The following is a 25,581-nucleotide window of genomic DNA, read 5'->3' as shown; positions in this document are numbered from 1 at the left end:
CCCCGGTGCGGCCCTAGAGCTCACGCCCGCTTCTGGGCAATGGCCATTGTGACGCAAATGACCGCACTGGCGGGTGAAGCTGTCGTTCACAGACTGCCGGTCTGCTGCGTCGACTTGCCGATGAGATACGCGCGCACGGCCCCGTCCTCCGTCAAGCCGATGGCCCGCGAGAAGGCCGTTGCTGTGCCTTGCGGGTCGGCGCCCAGCTGCTGCAGCAATTGCGCCTTGAGGGCCCAGAATGGCTGGTACTCCATCGTCAACACTTCCGGCAGTTGAGCCAGTTCACGAAGGCCCGCTTCTGGGCCATGCACGTCGGCTGCGGCTGCTGCCAGCCCCACAAGATTGCCGATCGTGGGAGCCTTTTGCGCCAATAAACCATGCAGCGTCCATATCGGCAGCCGCAAATCCGCACCCGTCAGGCGCGATTGCACCAGCGCCGACTGGATCGCCGCCTCCAGCTGGAATCGCCCTGGCTGCTTGAGCCCGCCGGCCACGCGCAACCTGTCCTCTGCCTCGCGCGCCATCGACAGAGTCCAAAGTGCTGTATCCTGATCGGCCAGCGGCACATAGCGCCCGTCCACCCGCCGCGCGGCGCTGCGGCTTTCGCAAAACAGCATCAGCGCCAGAAGGCCCAGCGCCTCGGCGTCTGCTGGCCGCAGCTCTACCAGCACCCGCGCCAGCCAGATCGCTTCTTCGGTCAGCCCCTTGCGCGTGCGGTCATCGCTGCCTGTGCTGTCCCAGCCCTGCCCATACGCGGCGTAGATCGCCTCGAGCACATCGCCCATGCGCTCTTCGAGTTCGTTTTCTTCCGGCACCTCAAAGGCAATCCCGGTGTCCTTGATGCGCGCTTTGGCCCGGCTCAGCCGCCGTGCCATCGCGTCGGGCGAAACAAGGAATGACGAGGCGATCCGCTCCGCCGTCAGCCCCAGCACGGTTTGCAGCATCAGCGGCGTGCGGGCGGCAGGATCAATTGCCGGGTGGCCGCATACAAACATCAATTCCAGCCGCTTGTCGGCAATTGCGGGGGTTTCCTCGCTCTCGGTCGGTGCCAGCACCAGCAGGCTGCTCATCGTCTTCTCGCGGGTTTTCGACGCGCGTACGCCATCGCGCAGGCGGTTGCGCGCCGCGACCATCAGCCAGGCATCGGGGTTGGCTGGCACGCCTTGTACAGGCCAGATGTCGAGCGCCCGGGAAAACGCCTCGGCCAGAGCATCTTCGGCTGCGGCCACATCCCGCCATTGCCGGGCGAGATATGCGAGGAGGCGGCCATAGGAGGTGCGGGCCGCATTTTCCGCCGCCCGCTGACCCTGTTCGTGAAGACTGCCGTCCACCGTTTAGCGCTGGGTTGGCAAATGCAAAACGGGGCGCACTTCCACGGCCCCGTGGGAGGCGGCAGGGCAGCGCGCCGCCCACGACAATGCCGCATCAAGATCGGGGACATCGATCACGACATAACCGCCGAGCTGTTCCTTGGTCGCTGCCACCGGCCCATCCTGCACCATGCGTTTGCCGCCTTCCAGCCGCACCGTGGTTGCCGTTGCAGGCGGCATGAGCGGGTCCCCCTTGAGGACGATGCCGGACCCGTACAGGGCACCGACATAGGCGTTCCAGGCGTCCCAATAGGGGCCGGTACGTTCGACATGGTCGCGCTGGGCGGCGATTTCGGCCTCGTTCTCAAAAAACATGAGCATATACTGCATGTCGTTGTCCCTATCCTTTGTTGTCGAGGCGGCTCATCCGTCTCTGCAACACTGACGCGGCTAGAGTTGGCATTCGGACAGAGTTTAAAACATTTTCGGCGAACTGGCCTTTTGCCGGTTTTGTGGACACCCAGATTGGGGGCTATTTCACTCTCACCCAAGCCAACATTCAAGGAACATCGCGCCGCCGCACCCATCGGGTGGCGCCAGCTTTGCGCGGCCTGACCCATGCCGGGGTGGGGGACATTCCGAGACTTTTTTGGTGAGTCTGACAGCACCCTGAGGGGTTCACCTCGAAGCGCGCGACTCTCTACCCAATCGATAGCGATGGGGGCGTCGAAGCATGGACCGCAAGTTTTCCTCTGACAGTGCCATCGGCCGAGCCGCAAACTGAAGCGATCCCGAGGATTGATGCACTTGATACGACACGAGGCCGCCTCACGGCATCGTGCATGAGCTGCGATCCAGCATCGGCTGGCCAAATCAGCGCTGACGCACCATGCTTCTGATATCATGCGCCAGATTGTAATCGTCTCATGTCTTTGGGTGGCTCAGAGCCTTTCGCCCGCTCAAGCCGAGCCCGTCAATTTCGGCCCTCTTCTGGCGGGACAGGGTTGGAAGACCTTGAATTTCCGGGGGCTGAATCCGGTTGATTTTCGCGCCGAGGGGCCAGGCCGCCTTGCCATCCGCGCGGAAGGGGCCGCCAGTGTCATCTGGCGTGAACTGGATGAAAGCCTATGGGCCAAGAGGCAAGCAAAATGGCGCTGGAAGGTCGATCAATCCGTACCCGCGACGAATCTGGCAACCAAAGGCACAGACGATCGCGCTATCGCGCTCTATTTCGTATTTGCAAAGGACGAAGCCAGCGCGCGGAGCGCCAAGGGTGCGACTTCGCTCAGTTCGGCGATGTGGTGGTCATCCGGCGCGGCACTGGTCTACGTTTGGGGTGGTAGCGGAACGCGCGGACAGGTAGTCGCGAGCCCGCATATGGGCGCCTCGGGCAAGCTTGTCCTGCGACAGCCCGGCGGCATCACGAATTCCTCGTTCCTCTCTGAAACTGCTGATCTTGCTGCTGATTTTCGTCGCGCGTTCGGGCGGGATCCGGGGCCTCTGGTGGGCATAGCCGTTTCCTCCGATTCCGATGACACCAAGGGCATCAATCTTGCAGCCTTGGAGGCGCTCTCGATAGAGTGAGGTTTGCTGTCTGAATCGCCCACGGTTTTCTAGACCCGATGAATATCCAGTGTCGGTGTGTCTCCTCAAGACCGTGAATGTCCGGGATGGCGGCGCGAAGCGGCCAGCAACCCCGTTGGCGGTCGTACCGAGGCAGGAATCCACTTGGGAAAAGCCCCGGAACGGTGCAAACTAACCGGGCCAGCGCCGAAAGGGTGAAGGTCCTGGAACAAGAACCCGTATCGGCTGCGAAAACTGGCCGCCGGCCTCGCAAGCGTGGCAGGCCTCGAGAAGAAGCTGGCTCAAGCCGCGTTGGCTACGCTGTCCGGCCCTGAATCCGCGAATTGTGTCGCAATGCGCTCGAACTGGGGCTCAGCCATGAGGAAGGCTGCCACGACCTGCGGATCGAACTGGGACCCGGCGCCATCGACCAGGATCTTGCGGGCTTCCGCATGGGGCATTGCGGGCTTGTAGATCCGCTCACTGCGCAGCGCATCATAAACATCGGCAAGCGCCATGACACGCCCGGCGAGGGGAATTTCCGCGCCTTTCAGGCCGAATGGATAGCCCGCGCCATTCCAGTGTTCATGATGACCTGCAATGACATCGCGGGCGACGGCGAGAAAGGGCGTGACGCCGACATCAGCAATCACCTTGTCGATCACCGCAAGGCCGTGGCTGACATGGGTCTTCATGACCTCGTACTCTTCCGGCGTGAGGCGACCTGGCTTGTGCAGGATGGCATCCGACACCGCAACCTTGCCGATGTCGTGAAGGGGTGCCGCGCTGACGATATCGGCAATCGCGGAGGGTGTGAGCACCGCTGAGAATTCCGGATGCTGCGCCAATTGGCTGCACAGGGTGCCGACATAGCGCTGGGTGCGCTGAAGATGGGCACCGGTTTCGTTGTCGCGCGCCCCCGCAAGGCCGATCAGGGCCTTGATGATGGCGTCGTTGGTCCGCGTTGTCATGTCATGCGCCCTGTCGAGTTCATCGAGCAGGTAGTTGATCTCCGCCGAGACAAACCCGATCTCGTCCCGGGTGCCGATGCGGGCCCGGCGGCGTGCGCGGCCCTCCCGCGCGTCACCAAGGGTCTGCACCTGTTCGGAAACAGCCGTGGCAAGCAGTTTTTCGACGCCACGTGCCGAGTTGGCCACGTAGCAGGTGATGATAGCGAAAACGAAGGCGAATTCGATCGCCAGACGACGGAAGCCCTCGGCGTCGTTGACCGTGCCATCTTCAATCCCGCGCAGCACCAGCAAGGTGATGACGCCGATGATCAGGGCCGCGACGAGGCTGAAACTCAATCCAAGACGAACCGCGAAGGGCGAACGCGGCTTGCCCGAAAAGGATGGCATTCCACCTTCCTCGAAACGGATCCGTGTCTGGACGAAGGCCTGATCGACGCCGGCAAAAACGCCGATGGTCACGAAACCCAGCATGGCTTTAAGGCCGCTTCCCGCAGGGAAACCGTGCAAAACCGTATTGATGATGCCGATGACCGCGCCGCCGGCGATGAAAGCGCTCAGTTCTCCCGCAAAGGCGAGTTTTGGCCGCATTTCGGCCGGGCGCCTCGAGACATGCTCCGCAACGATGCAGCGGAGCCCCCATTGCCCGACCAGCACAGGCAGCAGGGTTGCCACCCATGCCGAGACCGCAAGGCCATTGATGAAATTGCAGACGCTATAGCCGTAAATTGTAATGAAGATCGCGGACAGGACATGATGAACCGCCGAGCGCGCAGCGCCAGGTCGCCTCCAAAATTCAGCCATGCTTCGTCCTCCTCACGTCAGGAATAGAGGCATCGAATTGAAGTCACATTAATGCGTTGTTCCGAGCGCCCGATCGGCGATGTCTGGACGTCACATTTCGGTGGCTGGCAGGAGGCCGCCTGTTTTCCCTGCCATCGCGGTGGCTGTCGCCCCTTCGAGGCGTCCGATCAGGGCGAGTTCTGACCTCAGCCTCTCCGGGCTCATCTCCTCGATCGGCAGGTTGACGAAAGCGGCGACGCGCGCACTCAACTGTCGGTAGGCATTGCGAAAGGCCTCCCGCCGCTCGGCCTCGCTTGTGCCTGCTTCCAGCGGGTCGGCGATACCCCAATGGGCAACAAGCGGGTGTCCGGGCCAGTTCGGGCATTTCTCGCCGGCGGCCGTGTCACAGACAGTGATGACGAAATCCATGCCGGGGGCTCCGGCCTCGGCGAAGACTTGCCACGTCTTCGAATGCAGGCCGGTCGTGTCATAGCCAAGACTCCCGAGAAGGCGAATCGCCTCGGGATCGACAATGCCCCTGGGCTGGGATCCGGCAGAATAGGCCCGGATGCGCCCTCGGCCCTCATGGTTGATCAGGGCCTCGGCCATGATGGAGCGGGCCGAATTGTGGGTGCACAGGACGAGGACCGAATATCGGGGTCCGCCATCTGCCCTTTCCCGGAGTGCAGGAACGGTCATGGACTGCCCCTGCACATCGACCGGGGCTAGGCATTTGCCCAACTCGGCAAGCATGCTCCCGGTTGCCGCGCGATCAATGGCATAGACGATCCGGCGTCCATCCTTCCGCGACCGGACGAGACCTGCACTTTCGAGTTGGGCCAGATGGGTCGAGAGCGTGTTGTGTGGAACCGCGATCAGCCTGGCGATATCTCCGGCGCCGAGACCAAAAGGCTCATGGCGCGCTAGCAGTCGAAGGACAGCGAAGCGGGATGGTTGGGCGACGGCCTGGAGTTTTTCGACAAGAAGGTCGGGGTCGAACGGTGCTGATGCCATGCCTCGAGCTATCTCCCTCGCTGCCGATCCGGTCAACCCTGCCTGGACAGAACAGGATCGAGCCTGAGCAGGCCGTTTGGATTCTATCATTTCGATCATCGTCGACAAATCGAAATATGTAATCTAGAAGTGGGACTGCAACGCTTGTGCGCGATGGGCGGGTGACCCCAAGGGTTCCGTCAGGGCAAGCGGCGACACGGACATGGACAGGGAAGGGGCTTCCGATGAGAGTAGGCATCAATGGCATGGGACGCATTGGCCGGCTGGCGCTCCGGGCAGCGTTCGGAAGTGCCCGCAGGCCGGCGGATGATCCGCGCAGGGCAAACCGGCTCGACATTGTTCATGTCAACGAGGTCAAGGGGGGCGTTGCAGCAACGGCCCACCTGCTTGAGTTCGATTCGATGCAAGGCCGCTGGCATGCCGGCATATCGGCAGATGGCGAGGCCTCTCTGCGCATCGAGGATCGGGCGGTCCGGTTCACCGAACACAAGACCTCGGCAGAGATTCCCTGGGGTGAACTGGGCGTGGACCTTGTGCTGGAATGCACCGGCAAGTTCCTCGACCGCAAGTCGATTGAGGGGCACCTCCAGCGCGGGGCCAAGCGGGTCATCGTCGCCGCGCCGGTCAAGGTGGACGGCGTCCTCAACATCGTCGTGGGGGTGAACGAGGGGCTCTATGATCCGGCCCGCCATGACATCGTGACCGCGGCCTCCTGCACGACGAATTGCCTGGCGCCGGTGGTGAAGGTGCTTCATGGGGAGATCGGCATCCGGCACGGGCAGATCACGACGATCCATGATCCCACCAACACCAATGTTGTCGTGGATGCGCCGCACAAGGATCTTCGCCGCGCGCGGTCGGCAATGCTGTCGCTCCAGCCCACGACCACGGGCAGTGCCACGGCCATCGGCCTGATTTACCCGGAACTCAAGGGCAAGCTTGACGGCCATGCCGTCCGGGCGCCCGTTCTCAATGCCTCGCTGACGGATTGCGTGTTCGAGATGGCACGCCCGGTCACGGCGGAAGAGGTGAACGCCCTGTTCCGCGCAGCCGCCGCCGGGCCGCTTGCCGGCATTCTCGGGTTCGAAGGCCGGCCGCTGGTGTCGATCGACTACCAGGGCGACACGCGATCGGCGATTGTCGATGGCCTGTCGACGCTGGTCACCAACGGGACCATGCTCAAGGTCTATGCCTGGTACGATAACGAGATGGGCTATGCCTGCCGGATGGTCGATCTCGCCTGTCATCTCGAAGCCACGGGGCTCTGAGATGCAATCGCCAGCGACCGCCCCGAAATCTGCCGGTTTGCGCAATTATGCCATCGTCACGGCAGCCTATTGGGGCTTCACGCTGACCGACGGTGCCTTGCGGATGCTGGTGCTGTTCACCTTCTTCAAGCTGGGATACTCGCCCTTCACGCTCGCCTTCCTGTTCCTGCTCTATGAGGCAGCAGGGATCCTTGCGAACATGATCGGCGGGTGGCTGGCTGCCCGATACGGCATCAAGCGGATGCTGGTCATCGGGCTGACGACCCAGATCCTTGGATTTCTGACGCTCTCCGCCATGCAGCCGGGCTGGACCTCGGCCTTCCTGGTGACATGGGTGGTTCTGGCGCAAGGAATCTGTGGGGTTGCGAAGGACCTGACCAAGACAGCCTCCAAATCCGCGATCAAGCTGACCGAGGCCGAAGCCAAGGGGCAGGGTGAGGGCCGGCTCTTCAAATGGGTGGCATGGTTCACCGGCTCCAAGAATGCCATGAAGGGCTTCGGCTTCTTCCTTGGCGGCGTGCTGCTGGAGGCGTTCGGCTTTTCGCCGGCGCTCTGGCTGATGTCGGGTGCCCTGGGGCTCATCCTCGCGGGCGTTGTGCTTTCGCTTCCCGCCTTGCAGGGCAAGGCCAAGGCGAGCAAGAGCGCCCGCGAATTGTTCGGCAAGAGCCGCGGCGTCAACCTGCTTGCCCTGGCCCGGATCGGCCTGTTCGGCGCCCGTGATGTCTGGTTCGTCGTCGGCGTGCCGGTTTTCCTCTATGCCAATGGCTGGACATTCCCGATGGTCGGGGCGTTCCTCGCGCTCTGGACGATCGGCTATGGCGTGGTTCAGGCGGCAGCGCCTGCCGTCGTCCGGCGTAGCCCGGACGGGCTTTCCCGCGAGGTCCCTGCCGCGCGGCTGTGGTCCTTCCTGCTCCTGCTGGTTCCCGCAGGCCTCACCGCCATCCTTGCGCTGGACCTTGCCCGGCCCGATCTCGTGCTGGTGGTGGGGCTCTGCCTGTTCGGCATGATTTTCGCCGTAAATTCGTCCGTTCACTCCTACCTCATCCTGGCCTATGCCGGATCGGAGAAGGCGGCAGAAGATGTCGGGTTCTACTATGCCGCCAATGCGTTGGGGCGCTTTCTTGGAACGTTGCTGTCGGGATTGCTCTACCAGTTTGGCGGCCTTACAGCCTGCCTGATCGGCTCGACGGTGATGCTGCTGACATGCTGGCTGGCGACCCAGGCTCTGCCCCGGGAGCGATAGAGCAACCGTATCGCATGATGGGCACGCGTCGGCAGCGGTCTCACCGGGCCTGACTAGGGGGAACTACCCGTGCCCATGTCACGGGATTGTCATCATACCTTTGTCTAGGTAACACTTCTTCCAAACGCCTCACAGGAGCCATTCATGAAATTGAACGTCAAAGCAGCTGTGTTTGCCATTTCGATGGTGATGACCAGCGGTGCCTTTGCCTTGGACGCCCGTTTCAAGGACACCGACGGTGACCTGCTGGCGGATATCCCCACGAACCCGGCGGAGCAGATCGACCCTGCAACCCTGATTTTTGCCTACACCCCCGTCGAAGACCCGGCCGTCTATGCCAAGGTCTGGGATGGCTTCCTCCGCCATATGGAGAAGGTGACGGGGAAGAAGGTCCAGTTCTTCCCGGTTCAGTCGAATGCAGCACAGCTTGAAGCCATGCGTGCCGGGCGCCTGCATGTGGCGGGCTTCAATACCGGCTCGAACCCGATCGCCGTGGCCTGTTCCGGGTTCCGGCCTTTCGCCATGATGGCGCGCGCCGACAATTCATTCGGCTACGAGATGGAAATCATCACCTATCCGGGCTCGGGCATCGAGAAGATCGAAGACATCAAGGGCAAGAAACTTGCCTTTACGTCAGAAACGTCCAACTCGGGCTTCAAGGCGCCATCCGCGCTTCTGAAAGCCGAGTTCAAGATGGCGGCGAAGGTCGATTTCGAGCCGGTCTTCTCGGGCAAGCATGACAACTCGATCCTTGGCGTGGCAAACAAGGATTATCCTGCGGCTGCCATCGCGAATTCCGTCATGAAGCGGATGATCCAGCGCAACGTCATCAAGGCCGATCAGGTCAAGACGATCTACAAGTCGCAAACGTTTCCGACCACCGGCTACGGTGTTGTCTATAACCTGAAGCCCGAGCTTCAGGCCAAGATCAAGGAAGCGTTCTTCTCCTTCCCGTGGGAAGGCTCCGATCTCCAGAAGGAATTCTCGAAATCTGGCGAAGCCAAGTTCATCGAGATTACCCACAAGAAGGATTGGGATGTCGTCCGGAAGATCGATGCCGCGCTTGGCGTCACCTATACCTGCAAGTAAGGCACTCCATGAACTGGCCCGCCCGGCGCTTCTGCCGGGCGGTTTTTTATGATGGGGCAGAACCGGACGTGCTGACGATCACCAATCTCGAAAAGCGCTACAAGGCCGGGGACCGAGCCCTCAAGGGCGTTTCGATGACGCTGGCGCCCGGCGATATCGTCGGGTTGATCGGACCTTCGGGGGCCGGAAAATCGACACTTATCCGCTGTGTGAACCGGCTGGTTGATCCGACGGCCGGCTCGATCCGTCTGGGGGACATCGATCTCACCACGCTGGACGGCCAGGCCCTTCGCAAGGCCCGCCGCCGGATCGGCATGATCTTTCAGGAATATGCGCTCGTCGAGCGCCTGACCGTCATGGAGAATGTTCTCTCCGGGCGGCTTGGCTATGTCGGTTTCTGGCAGAGCTGGTTCCGGCGTTTTCCGGAAGCCGATATCCAGCGTGCGTTTTCGCTGCTGGAGCGCGTCGGCCTGATCGACCATGTCGACAAGCGTGCCGATGCCCTGTCCGGCGGGCAGCGTCAGCGCGTCGGCATTGCCCGGGCGCTCGCCCAGGATCCGGAACTGCTGCTGATCGATGAGCCCACGGCCAGCCTTGATCCGAAGACGTCACGCCAGGTCATGCGGTTGATCCTCGAGCTCTGCACCGAGCGGAAGCTTGCGGCCATCGTCAACATCCATGACGTCGCTTTGGCCCAGATGTTTCTCCCGAGGATTGTCGGGCTCCGCGCCGGCGAGATCGTCTATGACGGCCCGGCCAGCGGGTTGAATGCCGAAGTGCTGACACGCATCTATGGCGAGGAAGACTGGACAAAGACGTCAAACAGCCAATCCGACGACCTGGACGATGGTTCATTGGCATCACCGGGGGCGTCGGGTCTTGCGGCAATGCCGGTGCCTGTGGCGGGAACGTGATGACCGCCACCACTGGCCCAGCGCGAATCTGGAAGCGCCCACGCCTGGTGGAACAGACCTGGCTGCGTTGGGCCATCATCCTTGCCGTGCTGCTCTATCTCGGGCTGGCTTTCGGCAGTATCGACGTGAACTGGACCCGCGTGTCGGAAGGGCTGGTTCGGGCAGCACGGTTGTTCTCTGGATTTCTCCAGCCTGATTTCACGTCACGATGGGGCGATATCCAGCAGGGCCTTATCGAGAGCCTGACCATGACGGTCTGTGCCACCGTGTTCGGCCTGGTTCTTGCCCTGCCGATCGGCCTCGGTGCCGCCCGCAATATTGCTCCTCTCTGGCTTTACGGACTTTGCCGGGCCATCATCGCTCTGGCGCGCGCCTTTCAGGAGATCATTGTCGCGATCCTGTTTGTCGCGATGTTCGGCTTCGGCACTTTTGCCGGTTTTCTGACGCTGTCTGTCTCCACGATCGGCTTTCTGTCGAAGCTGATTGCCGACGACATCGAGGAGATCGACCCTGCGCAGGTCGAGGCCATCCGGGCCACCGGTGGCGGCTTCTGGCAGGTGATGGATTACGCTGTCGCCTCGCAGGTCATGCCCCGCTTCGTCGGCCTGACCGCCTACAAGGTCGACATCAATTTCCGTGAAAGCTCGGTCATTGGAATCGTGGGCGCCGGCGGCATCGGCGCCACCCTGAACACGGCACTCGATCGCTATGAATTCGATAGCGCCGCCGCGATCCTGCTCATCATCATCGGGATTGTGATGCTCTGCGAATATGCCTCCGGCTGGATCAGGAAGGCGATGGCGTAATGGCGATCCTGATCAACCCCGACGGTACTCGCCATTGGCGCCTGCTGACCCCCGGCCAGCAGCGCTGGCGCTGGGCCGGGTGGCTGGCGCTTGTTGCGCTGACCGTCTTCTGCTGGCGCATCATGACAGCCGACACGATCTGGGCTTTCGTCACGGACGCGCCGCGTCAGGCCCAGGATATCTTCGGGCGGATGCTGCCGCCGCGCTGGATCTATATCAACCAGCTCTGGCAGGCGATCTGGGACACGATCAACATCGCAACCCTCGGTACGCTGATCGCAATCGTGCTGGCGACGCCGCTGGCATTTCTGGCCGCCCGCAACACGACGCCGAGCGTGCTCTTCATTCGCCCGGTCGCATTGTTCATCATCGTCGCGTCCCGCTCGATCAACGCGCTGATCTGGGGGCTGCTGCTGGTCGCGGTGCTGGGCCCCGGTGTCCTCGCCGGCATCATCGCGATTGCCCTGCGCTCGATCGGTTTCATCGGCAAGCTTCTCTATGAGGCCATCGAGGAAATCGACGAGACGCAGGTCGAGGCGATCCGGGCCACGGGCGCCAGCCAGGCGCAGGTCATGGGCTATGGCATCTGGCCGCAGATCCTGCCGGCTTTTGCCACGATCAGCGTGTTCCGCTGGGACATCAATATCCGGGAATCAACCGTCCTCGGCCTTGTCGGTGCGGGCGGGCTCGGGCTCGCCCTTGAGGGGGCGCTCAATACGCTGGCCTGGCCCCAGGTCTCGCTGATCCTGCTGATCATTCTCGTCACGGTCGTCATCAGCGAATGGATCACGGCCAAAGTGCGCAAGGTCATCATCTAGCGATGGTCGATAGCTTGCAGCCGGTTTCTCGGACAGCAGGCCATGATCGTGTTTGTTCCTTCGGGGGAGCATCACGCATCAGTGATGGGCTGATCGCTCTGGGTTACCTGATGCACTCTGGATGCAGCGCGCAGGCCGGTCTAACGTCACGCGCCGGCCATGCACAGCCGGATCGAGGTCCGGGTCAGATCAGGCCCCGCTCGTTGTATCGCCAACCCCCAAAACACGAGGAACTGCCCGTGCTCACCTTCTACTTCAATGGCTCGCCCAATCCGAGCAAGGTTGCCCTTTTCCTTGAGGAAGCCGGGCTTTCCTATGACGCGAAGCCGGTCGACACGCGGCGTGGCGACCAGTTCAAACCGGAATTCCTCGCGATCAACCCGAATGGCAAGGTGCCAGTCATTGTCGATGGCGATGTCACCGTCTTCGACAGCAATGCAATCCTGCTCTACCTCGCCGAGAAGACCGGGAAGTTCCTGCCGCCCGAGACCCCGGCCAATCGCGGGGCATTGCTCTCGTGGCTGATGTTCGTTGCGACCGGAGTCGGGCCCTTCTCTGGGCAGGCCGTTCATTTCAAGCATTTCGCGCCGGAGAAGGTGCCCTATGCGCATGATCGCTACCAATATGAAGCGATGCGGCATTACTCTGTGCTCGACCAGCATCTGGCCAGGCACCGCTATATGGTCGGCGACACCTATACCATCGTCGATATGGATATCTGGGGCTGGGCACGGATGATCCCGTTCATCCTCGGCGATGACGCCTGGGGCAAGTTGCCCAACCTCAAGCGGCTCTTCGACGAAATCGATGCGCGCCCGGCAGCCACAGTAGCGAAGGGGCTGAAGGATCGGCACGCGTTCAAGGCCGAAATGGACGAGGAAGCCCGCAAGATCATGTTCAAGCACCTTGCAAACTGAGATCCAAAGAGAAGCCGCCGGTTCGGCCGAGCGGCTTCCAGCCATTCCCGGCTCGAACTGTAACCGTGCGGGTCGGGCCTCATGTTGTGCTGGCCGGCGCGGACGATGGCGCCGTTGATGAAATCGATCTCCGCCAGCGCGCCTTTCTCAAGGCACTGAAGCATTGAGGCCTTGAATTCGGGCGACAGCCCGGATTGGGCACGATGCCGGACGAAAGACCGCAATCTTCAGCCCGGACATCGACCCGTTCGCCATTGTTCTCGGGGTCCCGCAACCAGCCGTCGAGGGAAAGTCTCCTCGCGTCGATCAGCTTGTGGCTGGTGTTTGCCCCCGGGAGGTCAGGCAGGAAGCCGCTGGTCGTATTCTGCCTTCAGGCGGCTCCAGCTATCCCAGAACGAGGTGACCTTGCGACCGTTGAGCCGCAGCACCAGCGCATCCAGATGCGCATGCCAGCCGGCGCTGACATTGAGCAGAATGGAGCGATCCGGTACGCGGCGGTGGGTCAGCGTCAGCAGGACATCGTCTCCCTGCGGCTCGAGATCGAATACGACGCCGCCCGTGCTGCCCCAGCTGATCGCCAATCGGTAAGGCGCGGCCAATTCGGTGATCGTGCCGGTCATCCGGTGTTCTTCCGAGGTACCATCCGGACGCTGCCCCGGCGGATCGCTCAGTTCCGCATTGCGCCAGATGAACTCGAAGGCGCCACCAGGTTTCAGATCCATATCACCCGACGCCAGCCACTGCTTCCGGAACTCGCTCTTGGTGAGATAATTCCAGATGCGTTCGGCCGGGCCAGGCAGCAATCGCCGGATCGTAAGCGTGGCGGGCTCGGTGAGCATGCCGTAATCGTCCAGAAGCGCGTTTTTGGTCATCTCGGATCTCCATCTCTGGTGTTGGTAACGTTGGCAGCGGCATCCTCTTCCCGCAGCAGGCGCTCGAGGGCATCGAGGCGGCTGGTCCAGAAGCGCTCGTAGAAGCCCAGCCACTGGTGGGCCTGGGCCAGAGGGCCCGGATCAAGACGGCACAGATGCGTGCGTCCCCGGACCTCGCGCCGGATCAGCCCCGCATTCTCCAGCGTCTTGATGTGCTTGGAAGCCGCAGCCAGTGACATGGCATAGGGCTCCGCCAATTGGCTGACCGTCCTTTCGCCATTGGCAAGATCGGCCAGCATGCGGCGGCGGGTTGCATCCCCGAGAGCGTGAAAGACGGCATCCATCGCGTGGCCTCAAAATTCAACTGATTGGTTGAATATCCCGCGGCTGAATAATAGTCAACCATCTGGTTGAGAATTGTGCTGGCACGGATGAGCGCTTGGCGGCACTGTCGAAGGAGAAAGGCGTTATCGGTGGCGTGCATGGCGGCCGGCCGGGCCGCATGAGCAGTGCCATTGTTTCCCGCTGTACCAATCCTTTGCTCGAGATCATGCGCCCTGATGCGACACATCGCGCCAGCGGATGCGAAAGTTTTTGTTCAGCTTGTCGGGCGATAAGCAGCACCGTTTTGATGAATCAAACGTAACAGCAACACCAATAGTTTTCCCTGATCGGGGGCGTGCCCATGGCCCCGGAGAGTATTGTCGATGCGCCTGCCTCGTGTTCCTGCCACCATCGCCCTGGCGAGCCTTGCGGCTTCAGCCTTGCCTGCCGTTGCGCAGCAGATTGACCTCAGAAGCCCCGAAGCGAGGAATGCTCCGCGCACCTGGAATGTCTCGCTTGGCCTCGGTGTCGGTGTGGCGCCGGCCTTTCTGGGCTCGAAGCGGGGGGCGGTCGCCTTCCGGCCGATCGTCTCGATCGGGCGTGGCCTTGGCAGTCGCTGGCTGTCGGTAGCCGATGACAATATCGGCATCGGCTTGATCGAGGGCGACAACTGGCGCGCCGGCGTGGCGGGCAAGCTCCTCTGGGAAAGGCGCGCGTCGGATCATTCCGAATTGCGCGGCCTCGGTAATGTGCGCTTCGGCGGGGAAATCGGCGGCTTCGCCGAATTCTACCCGCTGCCATGGCTGCGTGCCCGCGGCGAGATCCGCCAGGGGCTGTTCGCGCATGATGCGCTGATGGGCGATATCAAGCTCGATGCCTTCACCCGGCTTGGCGAACGCTGGATTGTCTCGGCCGGTCCGCGCATGTCCTTCGTCGGGCGCGATTTCACCCAGACCTATCTCGGGGTCACGGCGCAGCAATCGGCGCAATCGGGCCTGCCGGCTTTCAAGGCGGGCCATGGCCTGCTCTCCTATGGCGCGGCGGCGCAGGTCACCTATCAATGGACGCCCCGCATCGAGACCAGCGCCTTCGTCCAGGCCAGCAGGCTCGCCGGCGATGCTGCGAATTCGCCGCTGGTGAAACAGAAGGGCTCGGCGAACCAGTTCAGCCTTGGTACGAGCGTTCGCTGGACGTTTGATACCGGTTATTGAGGGTGGGCGCTCTGTGGGTTCGGGCAAGGGCGGGCTCTGGATGAAACGGCCGCCCCTCCGCTGTCCTAATGCCAGTGTAGGACGAAAATCGGCGTCCCGCCGATGGGGCAAGCGCCGCAACCTTCGATGACGTAGGGGGCGTTCCCGCGCTCCCCCAGCCTCCCTCGACCATGCAAAGTCCGTGCGCATTTTGTGAAATCTTTATGCATTTGCGTCACCGTTACGTCCTCATCCGGCGAATCTCTTTCCCCACCCGGCGGCCGCACTCATACGGACTGATGTCATGACTCCCGATCACAAGAAGACGGTTCCCTCCAGGAGCATCATGCGGCGCATCGTCCTGATGGCGTCTTTGGCCGTTTTTGTGGTCTTTGCCCTGTTCGCCACGATCATCCGCGAACGCCTTGCCCAGTCGATGCAATCCGAAATCACCCGCAACATCCAGACTGTCGGGGCCCAATCGGCGGAAACGGTGGAGCGCTGGGTCGATGGACGGCTGATCCTGCTCGGCAGCATGGTCGACATGCTCTCGAAAGGGGTCGTCGGCACGGAAGAAGTCCTCGCCAACAAGACCGTGATGAAGGAGTTTTTCCTCGCCTATTTCGGCACGGCCGAAGGGCAGTTCACCATTTCCCCGCCGCGGCAGATGCCTCCGGATTACGATCCGCGCAAGCGGCCGTGGTATGGCAAGGCTGTCGAGGTGCAGGCGCCGGTCGTGACCGAGCCCTATCTCAGCGCCTCCACCGGCAAGCTGATCGTCACCCTGGCTGAGCCCGTCCGGAAGGCTGATCGCATTTTCGGCGTGGCCGGCGGCGACCTTGAGGTCAGCGCGCTGGTCAAGATGATGGCCGATCTCGATTTCGGTGGCATGGGGCAGGGCTTCATCGTCAGCCGCGATGGCAAGATCCTGGTCCATCCCGAAGCGGCGCGCATCGGCAAGCCGGTTTCGGATATCATCACTGGCGATGTGAATGTCACGGCTGCGGGCGTGAAGGAGGCGATAATCGGCAAGGACCGCATGTTCGTCTCCTATCTGCCGATCCGCCTGCGCGACCGGACGGACTGGTATGTCGCAGTGGCCATCGATGCCGACAAGGCGCTTCGCAGCGTGCGCGAACTGCAATACATCGCCATGGGCGCTTCGCTCATTGCGGCGCTTGTCATGGTTGCGGTGCTGCTGGTGCTCCTCCGGCATACGGTGGCGCAGCCGATCCAGCGCATGACCGCCGCCATGGGCGATCTCGCCGCCGAGAAACTCGAGACGGCGGTGCCGGAACTCGGTCGTGCCGATGAGATCGGCGCGATGGCTGCGGCGGTTGAGGTCTTCAAGACCAATGCGCTGGAGCGCCGCGCGCTGGCGGAGGAGCGCAACCGCGAATTCGCGCAGCGCGAGCAGCGTCTTGACACGATGAACCGCCTGATTTCCGAATTCGAGCAGGGGCTGACACGGTCGATTTCCGCCGTCTCCGGCTCGGCCGGAACGCTGGCGGAAACGGCGCGGACGCTCAATGCCACAGCGGAGGAAAGCACGCTCAATGCAACCACAGTCGCAGCGGCTGCCGAGCAGGCTGCGGCCAATGTCCAGAGCGTGGCGCATGCCTCGGATACGCTGGCCGAGGCGATCGACCGCATCACCCGGATGGTCCTTGCCTCTCGCCAGGTCACGGAACGCGCGACCACCGCGGCTGCGGATACGGACGGCATGGTGCAGAGCCTTGCCGAGACGACCGGGAGCATCAGCCAGATCGTCGGCCTCATCAATTCGATCGCCGACCAGACCAATCTGCTGGCGCTCAACGCGACAATCGAGGCCGCCCGCGCCGGGGATGCCGGACGCGGGTTCGCCGTGGTCGCGACCGAGGTGAAGTCGCTGGCTGCCCAGACCGCGAAGGCGACCGAGGAGATCGCCGCGCAGATCGCCGAGATGCGCACCGCGTCGGATTCGGCGGTGGAGGCCATCCGCAGCATCGCGAGCATCATCGGCGAACTCGGGTCGATTTCGACCCAGATCTCGACTGCCGTGGAGCTTCAGGGCGGCTCGACACGGGAGATCGCGGTCAATGTCGCCGAAGCCGCCAAGGGCACCGACGATGTCTCGGTCAATGTCATGAGCGTGATGCAGGGCGCCGCTACCACGCGGGACAATGCCGCGAAGGTGCGGGGCTCGGCCGACGGGCTGCTCGAGGAGGCTGCTGCCTTGCGCGAGAATGTCGAGAGTTTCATCCGCCAGCTTCGCGCCGCCTAGTCAATCTCCGGGTCGGGAAATCCGGCCGGCGGGTTGGCTGGAGCCACCATGTGCAAGACGACTGTCTCCAGGCGCCTCCGCACGCTCGTCCAGTCCGTAATCCCGGATAACCTCGGCCACGCGCAGCCGGTAGTCCCGGAACACGCCGCTCCGGCCTCTGCCTTGCGTGATGCGATGGGCATGGCTGTTGCGCCATGCCGCCACTGCGGCCTCGTCGCGCCAGAAGGACAGAGAGAGGAGCTTGTCGGGTTCGCCCAGCGACTGGAAACGCTCGATCGTGAGGAAGCCGTCAACCTGGAAAAGCTCGTCGCGCAAGGCGGCGGCGAGATCAAGATAGGTCTGGCGCTCGCCTTCCGCCGGCCAAACCTCGAAGATCACGGCGATCATGGCCGGATCAAGCGCGCATGGGGTTCGGACACCCTTGTGAGGAAGATGCGGTCTTCCCGGCGGATAAATCCTTCCTTGCGTGCGAATTCAAAGGCTTCGCGGCCGGCATCGCTGGCTTTGAGCCGGGCGCGATAGGCCTCGTAGGCGGCGAGGCTTTCGAGGGAATAGACGCCGTAGGCGGTGGTCAGCGAGCCCTCGTGCGGGCCGAAATATCCGACGAGATCGGCTCCGCAGGCCGGGATCGCCTGTCCCCACATCCGGGCATACGTGGCGAACTCGGCCTGCCGGAAGGGCTCGATGTCATAGCGGATGAAGCAGGTTATCATGGCGGGCACTCCGTGTTTCGGGAGTGCCTTGGTAACGCTCTTCGCGGGCCCGATGTTTCGGCGAAGAATGAAGCATTGCTCCGTGCGGACGGGCTAGGATAGGCGCCATGAAGAACGGTCCCGATATCGCTGCCCTCGCGTCGCTGATCGGCGATCCCGCGCGCGCCAACATTCTTGCGGCTCTCATGGGCGGCAGGGCGTTGACAGCGGGGGAATGTGCCGCAGAGGCCGGCATTTCGCCGTCTGCGGCCTCCGGCCATCTGGCGAGGCTGCTCGAAGCGGGCTTGCTGGTCGTCCTCGTGCAAGGGCGTCACCGGTATTTCAACATCGCCGGTCCCGATGTGGCCGAAGCCGTAGAAACGCTGATGGGCCTCGCCGCGCGGGTCGGGCTCAAGCGAACACGCCCGGGCCCGCGTGAAGCCGCCATGCGCCGGGCGCGCTTCTGCTACGATCACCTCGCAGGGAATGCGGCGACCGCTCTTTTCGCGCGGCTGGTCGATCGCGGAATGCTCGTCGCACAAGCCGATGGCCTGGGTCTCTCCGCGAAGGGGCGCCTGCGCTTTCTGGCCGAAGGCATCGACATCGCCGCGCTCGAAGAAAAGCCAAGGCCGCTCTGCCGGGCCTGCCTCGATTGGTCCGAACGCCGGCCCCATCTCGCGGGGAGCCTTGGCGCGGCTATCGCAAGGTTGGCCATCGAAAGAGGCTGGTGTCGGCGCGAGGCCGCATCGCGTGCCGTACACTTCTCGCCCGATGGAGAACGGGCCCTGTTGGCCTTGGGCGCCACCGGCCAAGAAGAGGCCCTCGATGCCGAGGAGCGCGGTGCGGACAGGACACACCACCCGGCCAGGCGAGCATGAATTCGTCAGGCCGCTATTCCCCGTTCATATCCGCTCCGGTCGAATTGCCGGAGGAAATCCTGCACCATCCGGCGGCCTCCGGCGGTTCGCCTCGGCTCTTGAAGCGCACGCATCTGCACGTTCAGCGCCATCAGGTTCTTCGGGGCGATCTCGAGTGCGCGATCAGCATGCCTTGAAAGGGCGTGCCCGAGCGTGACACGAGCAGCGCCTTCAGGGCCTGCGCCGCGGCCTGCTTCGGCTCGAGCGCGAAGGAACGGTCAAGATCGGCGGAGGCCATCGCAGGCCTTGATATGCGCCGGCACATATCAAGTCCGCCCTGCTGGCATCTTCTGCCGGTTCGGATTGTCGGGTCCGGCATGGTCAGATCACTCCGAGGCGCTCTGCAAGACGGGCTGTGCAATGTCGCCTCCGACCGGCGCCTCGTCTGTTCTTGGCTTTCGCCTCGATGATCATTCCGGCAGAAGCGGCGCTCGTCACCTGTGCAGTTGCCGGGGAATGTCTGTCTTGCAAGGCCTGATCGATATCGGGGCAGGGCGCTTCCCGGAATGATCGGGGTCGTCTGACGGCACGCGTCGCTTCAGCGCATCAATGTGAGCAGTTCGTCCGTGGCTTCGCGGAGTTTCTCGAGCAGCAGGGCTTTGCGCGGCGGAGACACGCGCTCGCTGATGGCTGCTATCGAAAGTGCGGCCAGAGGCTGGATCATAGGGTCGCCGACAACCATGCCGAGTGCGCCCATGCCAGGGAGAATATCGCCGGGATTCTGCGCGTACCCGCTTTCGCGCGCTTCCTTCACCCGGCCCGTCAGCCATTCCGGAGAATAGACGGGGTAGGCGGCAAGCAAGCGCGCGTTCTTTGTCATGCTATCCTCGACCAGGGCATCTGGCAGAGCCGCGAGCAAGGCAAGACTGCCGGCGCCAATCCCCAGGGGGCGTCGAGAGCCGACATCCAGCGTGAGCGTGCGGATCGGAAACTCCCCCGTGGCCCGAGCAATGCAGACGGCGCTGAGCCCCTCCCGGATCGAGCAAAAGGCCGTATCTCCGGTCTGTTCGGCAAGTCGATCCAGAAGCGGCTGAACCCGAAACGCCAGTTCCTGCGTCCGGGCATGCTGTGCCATCAGGGTCAGCCTCGATCCAAGCCGGTAGCGGCGGTTTTCCGGATTCTGGAAAACAAACCCCACTTCCACCAGCGCCGCCAGCACGCGATGCGTGGTGCCTTTGCCAAATCCCGCCTGTCGGGCGATCTCGGTCAGCATCATGCCCATGGCTTCGCCGGCAGCGAGGATGGTCAGAAGGCGGGCGGCGCGGTCAATGGTCGTGATTGAGGCGTCCGACGCCGCCTCGTCGTCCTGTTGCTGCGCATCGCTCATCGCCCCGCATACCTCATCTGGCTCAGCGATCCACTCTTTCCTGTTCCTAGCATGGCAGGTCTCTCCTGTCAGGCCTCATGCCAGACACGCTGTTCCGTATTGCGATACAAAAGATTCTGATATACAGAACTTTTGTGAGCCTGATGTCCGCCCTCCGCTGAAACCAAGAGAGCGGCATTCCCCGCAGCTGCATGAGGAACCCGCCGGGACACAGCGACGAAGGCAGGCGTCCGGTGCCGCAAACCGTTCCGCAGCTGCCGGGCCAGGTGCTCGCAACCAGAAACGAACAGGAGGAAAAGACATGATGCGCGATCCATCGAAGACCGGACCAACCCTCGACAGGCGTTCCCTGCTTGGCCTTGCGGCTGCAGCGATTGCGGGCGGCAGCTTCAATGCGCGGGCGCAGGCCGGATATCCTTCCCGCACGCTCACCATCATTGTGCCTTTCGCCGCCGGTGGCGCCACCGACACCCTCGGACGCCTCATGGCCCAGCAACTGTCCTCACAGCTGGGCGTCAGCGTCATTATCGAGAACAAGCCGGGCGCCGGCGGGTCGATTGCGGCCGGCGCGCTGAAGCAGGCGGGGCCCGACGGGCACACCCTGTTTCTGGGAACGGTCAGCACGCACGGGATCAACCCGACCCTGTACAAGGCCTTGCCCTATGACGCCGTGAAGGATTTTGCGCCGATCAGCCGGATTGCCGGCGTGCCAAACGTGCTCGTGGTCTCGCCACGGCGGGTCAAGGCCACCACGGTTGCCGAGCTCGTGGCTGAAGGGAAGGCCCGCAAGGAAGGCCTCACTTTTGCCTCGTCGGGCAATGGCACCTCGGTGCATCTCAGTGGCGAGCTGTTCCGAAGCAAGAGCGGCATCACCATGACGCACGTGCCGTATCGCGGCTCCGGGCCTGCCATGGCGGACCTGGTGGGCGGCGCGGTCGATCTGATGTTCGACAACCTGCCATCCGCCCTTCCGCTCATCCAGTCCGGGACCTTGCGCGCGCTTGGCGTGACCTCTGATGAACGCGCTCCCCAATTGCCTGCGGTTCCGACCCTGCGCGAGGTGGGCTTCCCCGGAATGGGCGGGGAGAGCTGGTTTGCCCTGTTCGCCCTCGCCGGAACGCCGCCTGCGATCATCGAGCGCCTTGCCGGCGAGATCAACGACGCGTTGGCCAGGCCGGCGCTGAACGAACGCTTCGCGGCCCTTGGGATGACGCCGCGCCCGCTGGCCGGGCCAGCACTTCAGGCCTTCATCACCGAAGAGATCCGGCTCTGGGGCGAAGTCGTCCGCGCTTCCGGCGCCTCGGTGCAGTGAACCGAAGCCGCTCTTACCAATCCGGGGCCCATGCCCCCAACGTGATGGAACCTGTTGTGACTGATTTTTCCCCCACTAAAGTGATCCGCTCGATGCAGGGCGGCCGCGCCATTGGCGAAATGTTGAAGCTGCATGAAGTTGGACCGCTCTTCGGCATGGGCGGCTTCCAGTTGCTTCCCTTCTACGAGGCGTGCCGCGCGCTGAAGCTGAAGCATGCGCTCATCAACGATGAACGATGCGGCGCCTTCGCTGCGGATGCCTACGCGCGGGTCACCAACCGTCCGGGTGTCGTGGACGCAACCCTCGGGCCGGGCGCGACAAATCTCGTCACGGCACTGGCGGAATCGCTCAACGCCGGAATTCCGATCATCGCGATCACCGGCAATACCAATCGCGAACATTCCTGGAAGAACATGACCCAGGAGGCGCGTCAGGTCGATATCCTGCGGCCTGTCGTGAAGGAGGTGATCCGCGTCGAGCTGCCCCAGCGCATCCCCGAAGCGGTTCGCCGTGCCTATGCGGTGGCGACATCGGGGCGTCCCGGGCCGGTTCTGATCGATGTTCCGGAGGATGTGGCGCATGCTGAACATGATTACGATGCGGCGGATTTCTGGGTGGATGCCAGCGTTCTGAAGACGCAATCTCGCCGCTCCCTGCCGGATCCTGCGCAGATGGAACGTGCTGTCCAGCGGATGGCAAAAGCCAGCCGGCCACTTCTGCTGGTCGGCGGCGGCATTCACCTCTCGGATGCGCATGAAGCCCTGCGGGCCCTTGCGGAAGGGCAGGGTATCCCGGTCGCCCACACGATGTCAGGCAAGGGCGCCATTGCCTGCACGCATCCGCTTTCCGCCGGCGTGTTCGGTCGCTATTCCCGGATCGCGAATGAACTGGTTGAGAAGAGCGATTGCCTTGTTGTTGTGGGGTGCAAGCTCGGCGAGATTGCCACGCGCCGCTTCGCATTGATTGGTGCCGGGAAGCCGGTGATCCATGTCGATATTCTTGCCGAGGAAATCGGCCGGACAACCCGCACCGATGTGGCTTTGGTGGGCGATGCCCGACTCACTCTCGAGGCCTTCACCGCCGCCCTTGCCGATGGCGGCCAGCGGATGCGGTCTCGTGCCGCTTATGGCGCGGAGGTTCTGGAGCGCATGGCGGCCTGGCGGCAGGGTGCGGCGGATCGCCTCGAATCCGATGAGGCCCCCATCAATATCGGCCGTATTCTGGGCGAATTGAACCGCCTGATGCCGGAAGACGGCGTACTCGTTGCCGACGGTGGCTTCGCCGCCCATTGGGGCGCATTGCTCTTCGATACCAAGAAGGCCGGCCGGCATTTCGTGGCGGATCGCGGCTTTGCTTCGATCGGGTATGGCGTGCCCGGCGGTCTCGGGTGCCAACTTGGTGTCGGCCATCAACGCCGGGTCGTTTCGATGACCGGCGATGGTGGCTTCAACATGACGATGGGCGATCTCGAGACCGCGAAACGGTTGGGGGCCAACTTCGTCACCATTGTCTTCAACAATGCGGCTTCCGGCTATGTGAAGGCCCTGCAGCACGCTGTCTATGGCGAGGGGAATTATCAGTCCTCCGATCTCGTGGAAATGAACTATGCGAACATCGCCAATGCCATGGGTTGCCGGGGCATCCGCGTGGATGACCCCGCAGCCCTGGCCGCCGCCATCACCGAAGGGCTGAACAACATAACCAGCCCCACTGTGATCGATGTCGTCGTCACCCGAGATCCAGCGCGCATGTTGCCCGGTGTCGACAACCGCACATTGCGGGTGCAGGCGGGCGACAGACCGATCTGAACGCAATATCAGAGCGAAATCGGCTGGCCGCTGACGGATGCTGCTGGCAGGGCCATTCAGGGCGCATGCGGTACGGGCCTTCCGGCATCGACGGTGGCCTCTCAAAGAGGTGTTCGGGAAGATCAACGCTGGGCGGAAAGTCACTGCGGTTGCCGGTTCGATCCGCAGCCTTTTCAACTGGAAAAGTTACCGTTCTTCCCGGCCTGGATTCAGGGCTAGGCGGGCCGTCGCACGCGCTGGCTGGCGTGAACATTGCAAGGCCTGATCAATGTCGGGTTCGGGCGTTTTCCGAAGGGCCCTATGGATTTTGTATGATGGTCCCCCCCCGTGACAGTTTTGTCTTACGCAAATGATACCCGGATGTGCTTTATAGTTGAGTTCAAACGGTATCGACGATTGGAGAGACATGATGGCCTCAGCGCTTCCCGTGACACGGCCATGCAATGTTTTGCTGGTCTATCCGCGTTTTGCTGCGGCCTCTTTCTGGAATTTCAGGAAGACCTGCGAAGTCGTTGGTGCCCGTTATCCGGCCATCCCGCTCGGGCTTCTCACGGTGGCGGCGCTGCTGCCGCAGGATTGGACCATCCGCCTTGTTGACTGCAACACCGGCACGCTGACTGACAGCGACATCGATCATGCCGACCTTGTCATGACCGGTGGCATGCTGCCGCAGCAACCCGATACCCTTTCCATTATCAAGCGGTGCAAGGCCCGGGGCAGGCCTGTTGTGGTTGGCGGACCGGATGCAACCTCTTCACCGCAACATTACGGCGAAGCGGACTTTCTGGTGCTGGGTGAGGCGGAGCCTGTCATGGCGGATTTCGTTGCCGCCTGGAACTCGGGCGCCCGCCATGGCATTTTCGAAGCGCAGAAGTTCACCACCGATGTGACCACGAGCCCGGTGCCCCGGTTTGATCTCTTGAACTTTAAACACTATCTCTATGTCGGCGTCCAGTATTCCCGTGGATGTCCATTCAACTGCGAATTCTGTGACATCATCGAGTTGTTCGGGCGCGTCCCCCGCGCCAAGACAACAGAGCAGATGCTCGGCGAACTCGACCGTCTCTACGCGCTTGGCTATCGCGGTCAGGTCGATTTTGTTGATGACAACCTGATTGGCAATAAGAAAGCACTGAAGCTGTTTCTGCCACATTTGATTGAATGGCAAGAAAAGCACGGATTTCCATTCGAATTCTCGACCGAGGCCTCGGTCAACCTGGCTGATGATGATGTCCTGCTGGGTATGCTGCGCGACGCCGGTTTCTACCTGATCTTTGTCGGTATCGAGAGCCCGGATACGGAGACACTCGTCGCGATGCAGAAAAAGCAGAATACGCGTCGCAGCCTGACGGACAGCATCCACAAGATTTATGGCGCCGGGATTTCGGTCACCGCCGGCTTCATTCTTGGTTTCGATACCGAACGCAAAGGCGCTGCAGAGGGGATGATCGCCTGTATCGAGGATGCATCGATCCCTGTCTGCATGGTCGGGCTTCTTTACGCCTTGCCCAACACCCAGCTCACGCGTCGTCTGGAGCAGGAGGGCCGCCTCCATGCCGGGAACGATGTGGCTGTCGAGGACGATTATGGTGATCAGTGCACGTCGGGCCTGAATTTTGAAACCCTGCGCCCCCGCCGCGACATCCTCGTCGATTATCTCTCGGTTCTGGAGCGCATCTATACACCCAGGGCCTATTTCGGCCGCTTGCGTGTTGTAGGCCGCAAGCTGAGGCGGAAAGGATCGGTCCTGCCGCCTTCATTGCCAGCCGCGCTGGCGGATGTCTGGCGCGTGACGCGGATCATCTGGTTCATGACCGCCATGCGCCCCCGTTGGGCCATGCATGTCTGGTGGACCCTGGCGGATTGCGCCATACGGAACCCAACCGCCATCCGGAGCGTGATCTCGATCATGGCACTCTACCTGCACCTCGGCCCCTTTTCACGCGACGTCATGCAAAGCATCCGAGACCAGATCGCACGGATTGATCGCGGCGAGGAGGAAAAGCCTGCGCTTGTCGCGGTTCCCTCCGCGCCGCTGCCTGCCGCGATCCACAAGCCGGCGAAGAAAGTCGCTGCCGGGCATGCGGTGCACTAGCACGAAGGCCGCATCCGGCCCCCTTGCCCCGAGCTGAAAAGGCGAAGGGCGCCTTCCGGGATATTCGTTCCCTGAAGGCGCCCTC

Annotated in this window: 23 protein-coding genes and 1 pseudogene; 14 read left to right on the top strand and 10 right to left on the bottom strand. The window is 62.6% G+C overall.

Annotated elements, in window-relative coordinates:
• Positions 1–86: 86 nt before the first annotated feature.
• Positions 87–1,331: an RNA polymerase sigma factor gene (locus tag P0652_RS15775; protein WP_284179818.1), complete on the bottom strand. Its 1,245-nt coding sequence runs from the start codon at positions 1,329–1,331 to the stop codon at positions 87–89.
• 3 nt (positions 1,332–1,334) lie between these two features.
• Entirely contained in the window at positions 1,335–1,700 is a 366-nt protein-coding gene (locus tag P0652_RS15770; protein ID WP_284179817.1) for a YciI family protein, read from the bottom strand.
• Between the two features lie 513 nt (positions 1,701–2,213).
• On the opposite strand from P0652_RS15770, the gene P0652_RS15765 reads away from it, so the two are divergent.
• On the top strand, positions 2,214–2,894 hold the full coding sequence (locus tag P0652_RS15765) for a DUF3047 domain-containing protein (RefSeq protein WP_284179816.1): 681 nt from the start codon (positions 2,214–2,216) through the stop codon (positions 2,892–2,894).
• 281 nt (positions 2,895–3,175) lie between these two features.
• Here the strand turns inward: P0652_RS15765 and P0652_RS15760 are convergent, their stop codons facing one another.
• Both P0652_RS15760 and P0652_RS15755 read right to left on the bottom strand, forming a co-directional pair.
• Positions 3,176–4,645 (bottom strand): HD-GYP domain-containing protein, encoded by a 1,470-nt coding sequence (locus tag P0652_RS15760; protein ID WP_284179815.1) that lies wholly within the window; start codon positions 4,643–4,645, stop codon positions 3,176–3,178.
• A 90-nt stretch (positions 4,646–4,735) separates the two neighbouring features.
• Positions 4,736–5,638, bottom strand: a complete 903-nt coding sequence (locus P0652_RS15755; protein WP_284179814.1) for a metalloregulator ArsR/SmtB family transcription factor — start codon at positions 5,636–5,638, stop codon at positions 4,736–4,738.
• A gap of 224 nt (positions 5,639–5,862) precedes the next feature.
• Between P0652_RS15755 and P0652_RS15750 the strand changes: the two genes are divergently transcribed.
• The 7 genes from P0652_RS15750 to P0652_RS15720 all read left to right on the top strand — a co-directional run bounded on the left by P0652_RS15750 (position 5,863) and on the right by P0652_RS15720 (position 12,693).
• Entirely contained in the window at positions 5,863–6,906 is a 1,044-nt protein-coding gene (locus tag P0652_RS15750; protein WP_284179813.1) for an ArsJ-associated glyceraldehyde-3-phosphate dehydrogenase, read from the top strand.
• A gap of 1 nt (position 6,907) precedes the next feature.
• Complete coding sequence (arsJ, locus tag P0652_RS15745; protein ID WP_284179812.1) at positions 6,908–8,149, top strand: organoarsenical effux MFS transporter ArsJ; 1,242 nt, start codon at positions 6,908–6,910, stop codon at positions 8,147–8,149.
• Positions 8,150–8,293: 144 nt separating this feature from the next.
• The gene (gene phnD, locus P0652_RS15740; protein ID WP_284179811.1) at positions 8,294–9,238 is read left to right on the top strand and encodes a phosphate/phosphite/phosphonate ABC transporter substrate-binding protein; all 945 of its coding nucleotides are present in this window, start codon (positions 8,294–8,296) and stop codon (positions 9,236–9,238) included.
• Between the two features lie 68 nt (positions 9,239–9,306).
• Positions 9,307–10,152: a phosphonate ABC transporter ATP-binding protein gene (gene phnC / locus P0652_RS15735; protein ID WP_284179912.1), complete on the top strand. Its 846-nt coding sequence runs from the start codon at positions 9,307–9,309 to the stop codon at positions 10,150–10,152.
• A complete protein-coding gene (phnE, locus tag P0652_RS15730) occupies positions 10,152–10,958 on the top strand; it encodes a phosphonate ABC transporter, permease protein PhnE (RefSeq protein ID WP_284179810.1) in 807 nt (268 codons plus the stop codon). The genes phnC and phnE (P0652_RS15730) overlap by 1 nt, the downstream gene beginning before the upstream one ends.
• Positions 10,958–11,776, top strand: coding sequence for a phosphonate ABC transporter, permease protein PhnE (gene phnE, locus P0652_RS15725; RefSeq protein WP_284179809.1), 819 nt, complete (start codon positions 10,958–10,960; stop codon positions 11,774–11,776). Before phnE (P0652_RS15730) ends, phnE (P0652_RS15725) begins: the two co-directional genes overlap by 1 nt.
• 239 nt (positions 11,777–12,015) lie before the next feature.
• Positions 12,016–12,693 (top strand): glutathione S-transferase family protein, encoded by a 678-nt coding sequence (locus P0652_RS15720; RefSeq protein ID WP_284179808.1) that lies wholly within the window; start codon positions 12,016–12,018, stop codon positions 12,691–12,693.
• Positions 12,694–12,788: 95 nt separating this feature from the next.
• Here the strand turns inward: P0652_RS15720 and P0652_RS15715 are convergent.
• The 3 genes and pseudogenes from P0652_RS15715 to P0652_RS15705 all read right to left on the bottom strand — a co-directional run.
• Positions 12,789–12,917: pseudogene (locus P0652_RS15715) on the bottom strand (ketopantoate reductase C-terminal domain-containing protein); the annotation flags it as partial.
• A gap of 114 nt (positions 12,918–13,031) precedes the next feature.
• Positions 13,032–13,565: an SRPBCC family protein gene (locus P0652_RS15710; RefSeq protein WP_284179807.1), complete on the bottom strand. Its 534-nt coding sequence runs from the start codon at positions 13,563–13,565 to the stop codon at positions 13,032–13,034.
• Entirely contained in the window at positions 13,562–13,909 is a 348-nt protein-coding gene (locus P0652_RS15705) for an ArsR/SmtB family transcription factor (protein WP_284179805.1), read from the bottom strand. Before P0652_RS15705 ends, P0652_RS15710 begins: the two co-directional genes overlap by 4 nt.
• Before the next feature lie 363 nt (positions 13,910–14,272).
• Between P0652_RS15705 and P0652_RS15700 the strand changes: the two genes are divergently transcribed.
• Both P0652_RS15700 and P0652_RS15695 read left to right on the top strand, forming a co-directional pair.
• Positions 14,273–15,100, top strand: a complete 828-nt coding sequence (locus tag P0652_RS15700; protein WP_284179804.1) for a MipA/OmpV family protein — start codon at positions 14,273–14,275, stop codon at positions 15,098–15,100.
• 325 nt (positions 15,101–15,425) lie between these two features.
• Positions 15,426–17,345, top strand: coding sequence for a methyl-accepting chemotaxis protein (locus tag P0652_RS15695; protein WP_284179803.1), 1,920 nt, complete (start codon positions 15,426–15,428; stop codon positions 17,343–17,345).
• On the opposite strand, the gene P0652_RS15690 is transcribed toward P0652_RS15695, so the two are convergent.
• Positions 17,346–17,732, bottom strand: a complete 387-nt coding sequence (locus P0652_RS15690; RefSeq protein WP_284179802.1) for an antibiotic biosynthesis monooxygenase family protein — start codon at positions 17,730–17,732, stop codon at positions 17,346–17,348.
• Complete coding sequence (locus tag P0652_RS15685) at positions 17,729–18,058, bottom strand: NIPSNAP family protein (protein ID WP_284179801.1); 330 nt, start codon at positions 18,056–18,058, stop codon at positions 17,729–17,731. Before P0652_RS15685 ends, P0652_RS15690 begins: the two co-directional genes overlap by 4 nt.
• Positions 18,059–18,165: 107 nt before the next feature.
• Here P0652_RS15685 and P0652_RS15680 point away from each other — a divergent pair, with 107 nt between their 5' ends.
• Positions 18,166–18,915: an ArsR/SmtB family transcription factor gene (locus tag P0652_RS15680; RefSeq protein WP_284179800.1), complete on the top strand. Its 750-nt coding sequence runs from the start codon at positions 18,166–18,168 to the stop codon at positions 18,913–18,915.
• A gap of 577 nt (positions 18,916–19,492) precedes the next feature.
• On the opposite strand, the gene P0652_RS15675 is transcribed toward P0652_RS15680, so the two are convergent.
• The gene (locus tag P0652_RS15675; protein ID WP_284179799.1) at positions 19,493–20,281 is read right to left on the bottom strand and encodes an IclR family transcriptional regulator; all 789 of its coding nucleotides are present in this window, start codon (positions 20,279–20,281) and stop codon (positions 19,493–19,495) included.
• Positions 20,282–20,582: 301 nt separating this feature from the next.
• Between P0652_RS15675 and P0652_RS15670 the strand changes: the two genes are divergently transcribed.
• The 3 genes from P0652_RS15670 to P0652_RS15660 all read left to right on the top strand — a co-directional run bounded on the left by P0652_RS15670 (position 20,583) and on the right by P0652_RS15660 (position 25,496).
• Entirely contained in the window at positions 20,583–21,593 is a 1,011-nt protein-coding gene (locus tag P0652_RS15670) for a Bug family tripartite tricarboxylate transporter substrate binding protein (RefSeq protein WP_284179798.1), read from the top strand.
• 56 nt (positions 21,594–21,649) lie between these two features.
• Positions 21,650–23,401, top strand: coding sequence for a thiamine pyrophosphate-binding protein (locus P0652_RS15665; RefSeq protein WP_284179797.1), 1,752 nt, complete (start codon positions 21,650–21,652; stop codon positions 23,399–23,401).
• A 409-nt stretch (positions 23,402–23,810) separates the two neighbouring features.
• Entirely contained in the window at positions 23,811–25,496 is a 1,686-nt protein-coding gene (locus P0652_RS15660) for a B12-binding domain-containing radical SAM protein (RefSeq protein WP_284179796.1), read from the top strand.
• The last annotated feature ends 85 nt before the right edge of the window (positions 25,497–25,581 follow it).

This window comes from Rhabdaerophilum sp. SD176 (genome assembly GCF_030143245.1).
Lineage (GTDB): Bacteria > Pseudomonadota > Alphaproteobacteria > Rhizobiales > Beijerinckiaceae > Rhabdaerophilum.
Note: the sequence above shows the minus strand (reverse complement) of the source record. Positions and strands in the feature narration are given on the sequence as shown.

Excerpts from the sequence above, each read along its gene's own strand:
- arsJ (WP_284179812.1), top strand. The coding sequence starts at position 6,908 with ATGCAATCGCCAGCGACCGCCCCGAAATCTGCCGGTTTGCGCAATTAT.
- P0652_RS15755 (WP_284179814.1), bottom strand. The coding sequence starts at position 5,638 with ATGGCATCAGCACCGTTCGACCCCGACCTTCTTGTCGAAAAACTCCAG.
- P0652_RS15765 (WP_284179816.1), top strand. The coding sequence starts at position 2,214 with ATGCGCCAGATTGTAATCGTCTCATGTCTTTGGGTGGCTCAGAGCCTT.
- P0652_RS15770 (WP_284179817.1), bottom strand. The coding sequence starts at position 1,700 with ATGCAGTATATGCTCATGTTTTTTGAGAACGAGGCCGAAATCGCCGCC.
- P0652_RS15690 (WP_284179802.1), bottom strand. The coding sequence starts at position 17,732 with ATGATCGCCGTGATCTTCGAGGTTTGGCCGGCGGAAGGCGAGCGCCAG.
- P0652_RS15695 (WP_284179803.1), top strand. The coding sequence starts at position 15,426 with ATGCGGCGCATCGTCCTGATGGCGTCTTTGGCCGTTTTTGTGGTCTTT.
- P0652_RS15670 (WP_284179798.1), top strand. The coding sequence starts at position 20,583 with ATGATGCGCGATCCATCGAAGACCGGACCAACCCTCGACAGGCGTTCC.
- P0652_RS15685 (WP_284179801.1), bottom strand. The coding sequence starts at position 18,058 with ATGATAACCTGCTTCATCCGCTATGACATCGAGCCCTTCCGGCAGGCC.
- P0652_RS15700 (WP_284179804.1), top strand. The coding sequence starts at position 14,273 with ATGCGCCTGCCTCGTGTTCCTGCCACCATCGCCCTGGCGAGCCTTGCG.
- P0652_RS15675 (WP_284179799.1), bottom strand. The coding sequence starts at position 20,281 with ATGAGCGATGCGCAGCAACAGGACGACGAGGCGGCGTCGGACGCCTCA.
- P0652_RS15710 (WP_284179807.1), bottom strand. The coding sequence starts at position 13,565 with ATGACCAAAAACGCGCTTCTGGACGATTACGGCATGCTCACCGAGCCC.
- phnE (WP_284179809.1), top strand. The coding sequence starts at position 10,958 with ATGGCGATCCTGATCAACCCCGACGGTACTCGCCATTGGCGCCTGCTG.
- phnE (WP_284179810.1), top strand. The coding sequence starts at position 10,152 with ATGACCGCCACCACTGGCCCAGCGCGAATCTGGAAGCGCCCACGCCTG.
- P0652_RS15750 (WP_284179813.1), top strand. The coding sequence starts at position 5,863 with ATGAGAGTAGGCATCAATGGCATGGGACGCATTGGCCGGCTGGCGCTC.
- P0652_RS15680 (WP_284179800.1), top strand. The coding sequence starts at position 18,166 with ATGAAGAACGGTCCCGATATCGCTGCCCTCGCGTCGCTGATCGGCGAT.
- phnD (WP_284179811.1), top strand. The coding sequence starts at position 8,294 with ATGAAATTGAACGTCAAAGCAGCTGTGTTTGCCATTTCGATGGTGATG.
- P0652_RS15660 (WP_284179796.1), top strand. The coding sequence starts at position 23,811 with ATGGCCTCAGCGCTTCCCGTGACACGGCCATGCAATGTTTTGCTGGTC.
- P0652_RS15760 (WP_284179815.1), bottom strand. The coding sequence starts at position 4,645 with ATGGCTGAATTTTGGAGGCGACCTGGCGCTGCGCGCTCGGCGGTTCAT.
- P0652_RS15705 (WP_284179805.1), bottom strand. The coding sequence starts at position 13,909 with ATGGATGCCGTCTTTCACGCTCTCGGGGATGCAACCCGCCGCCGCATG.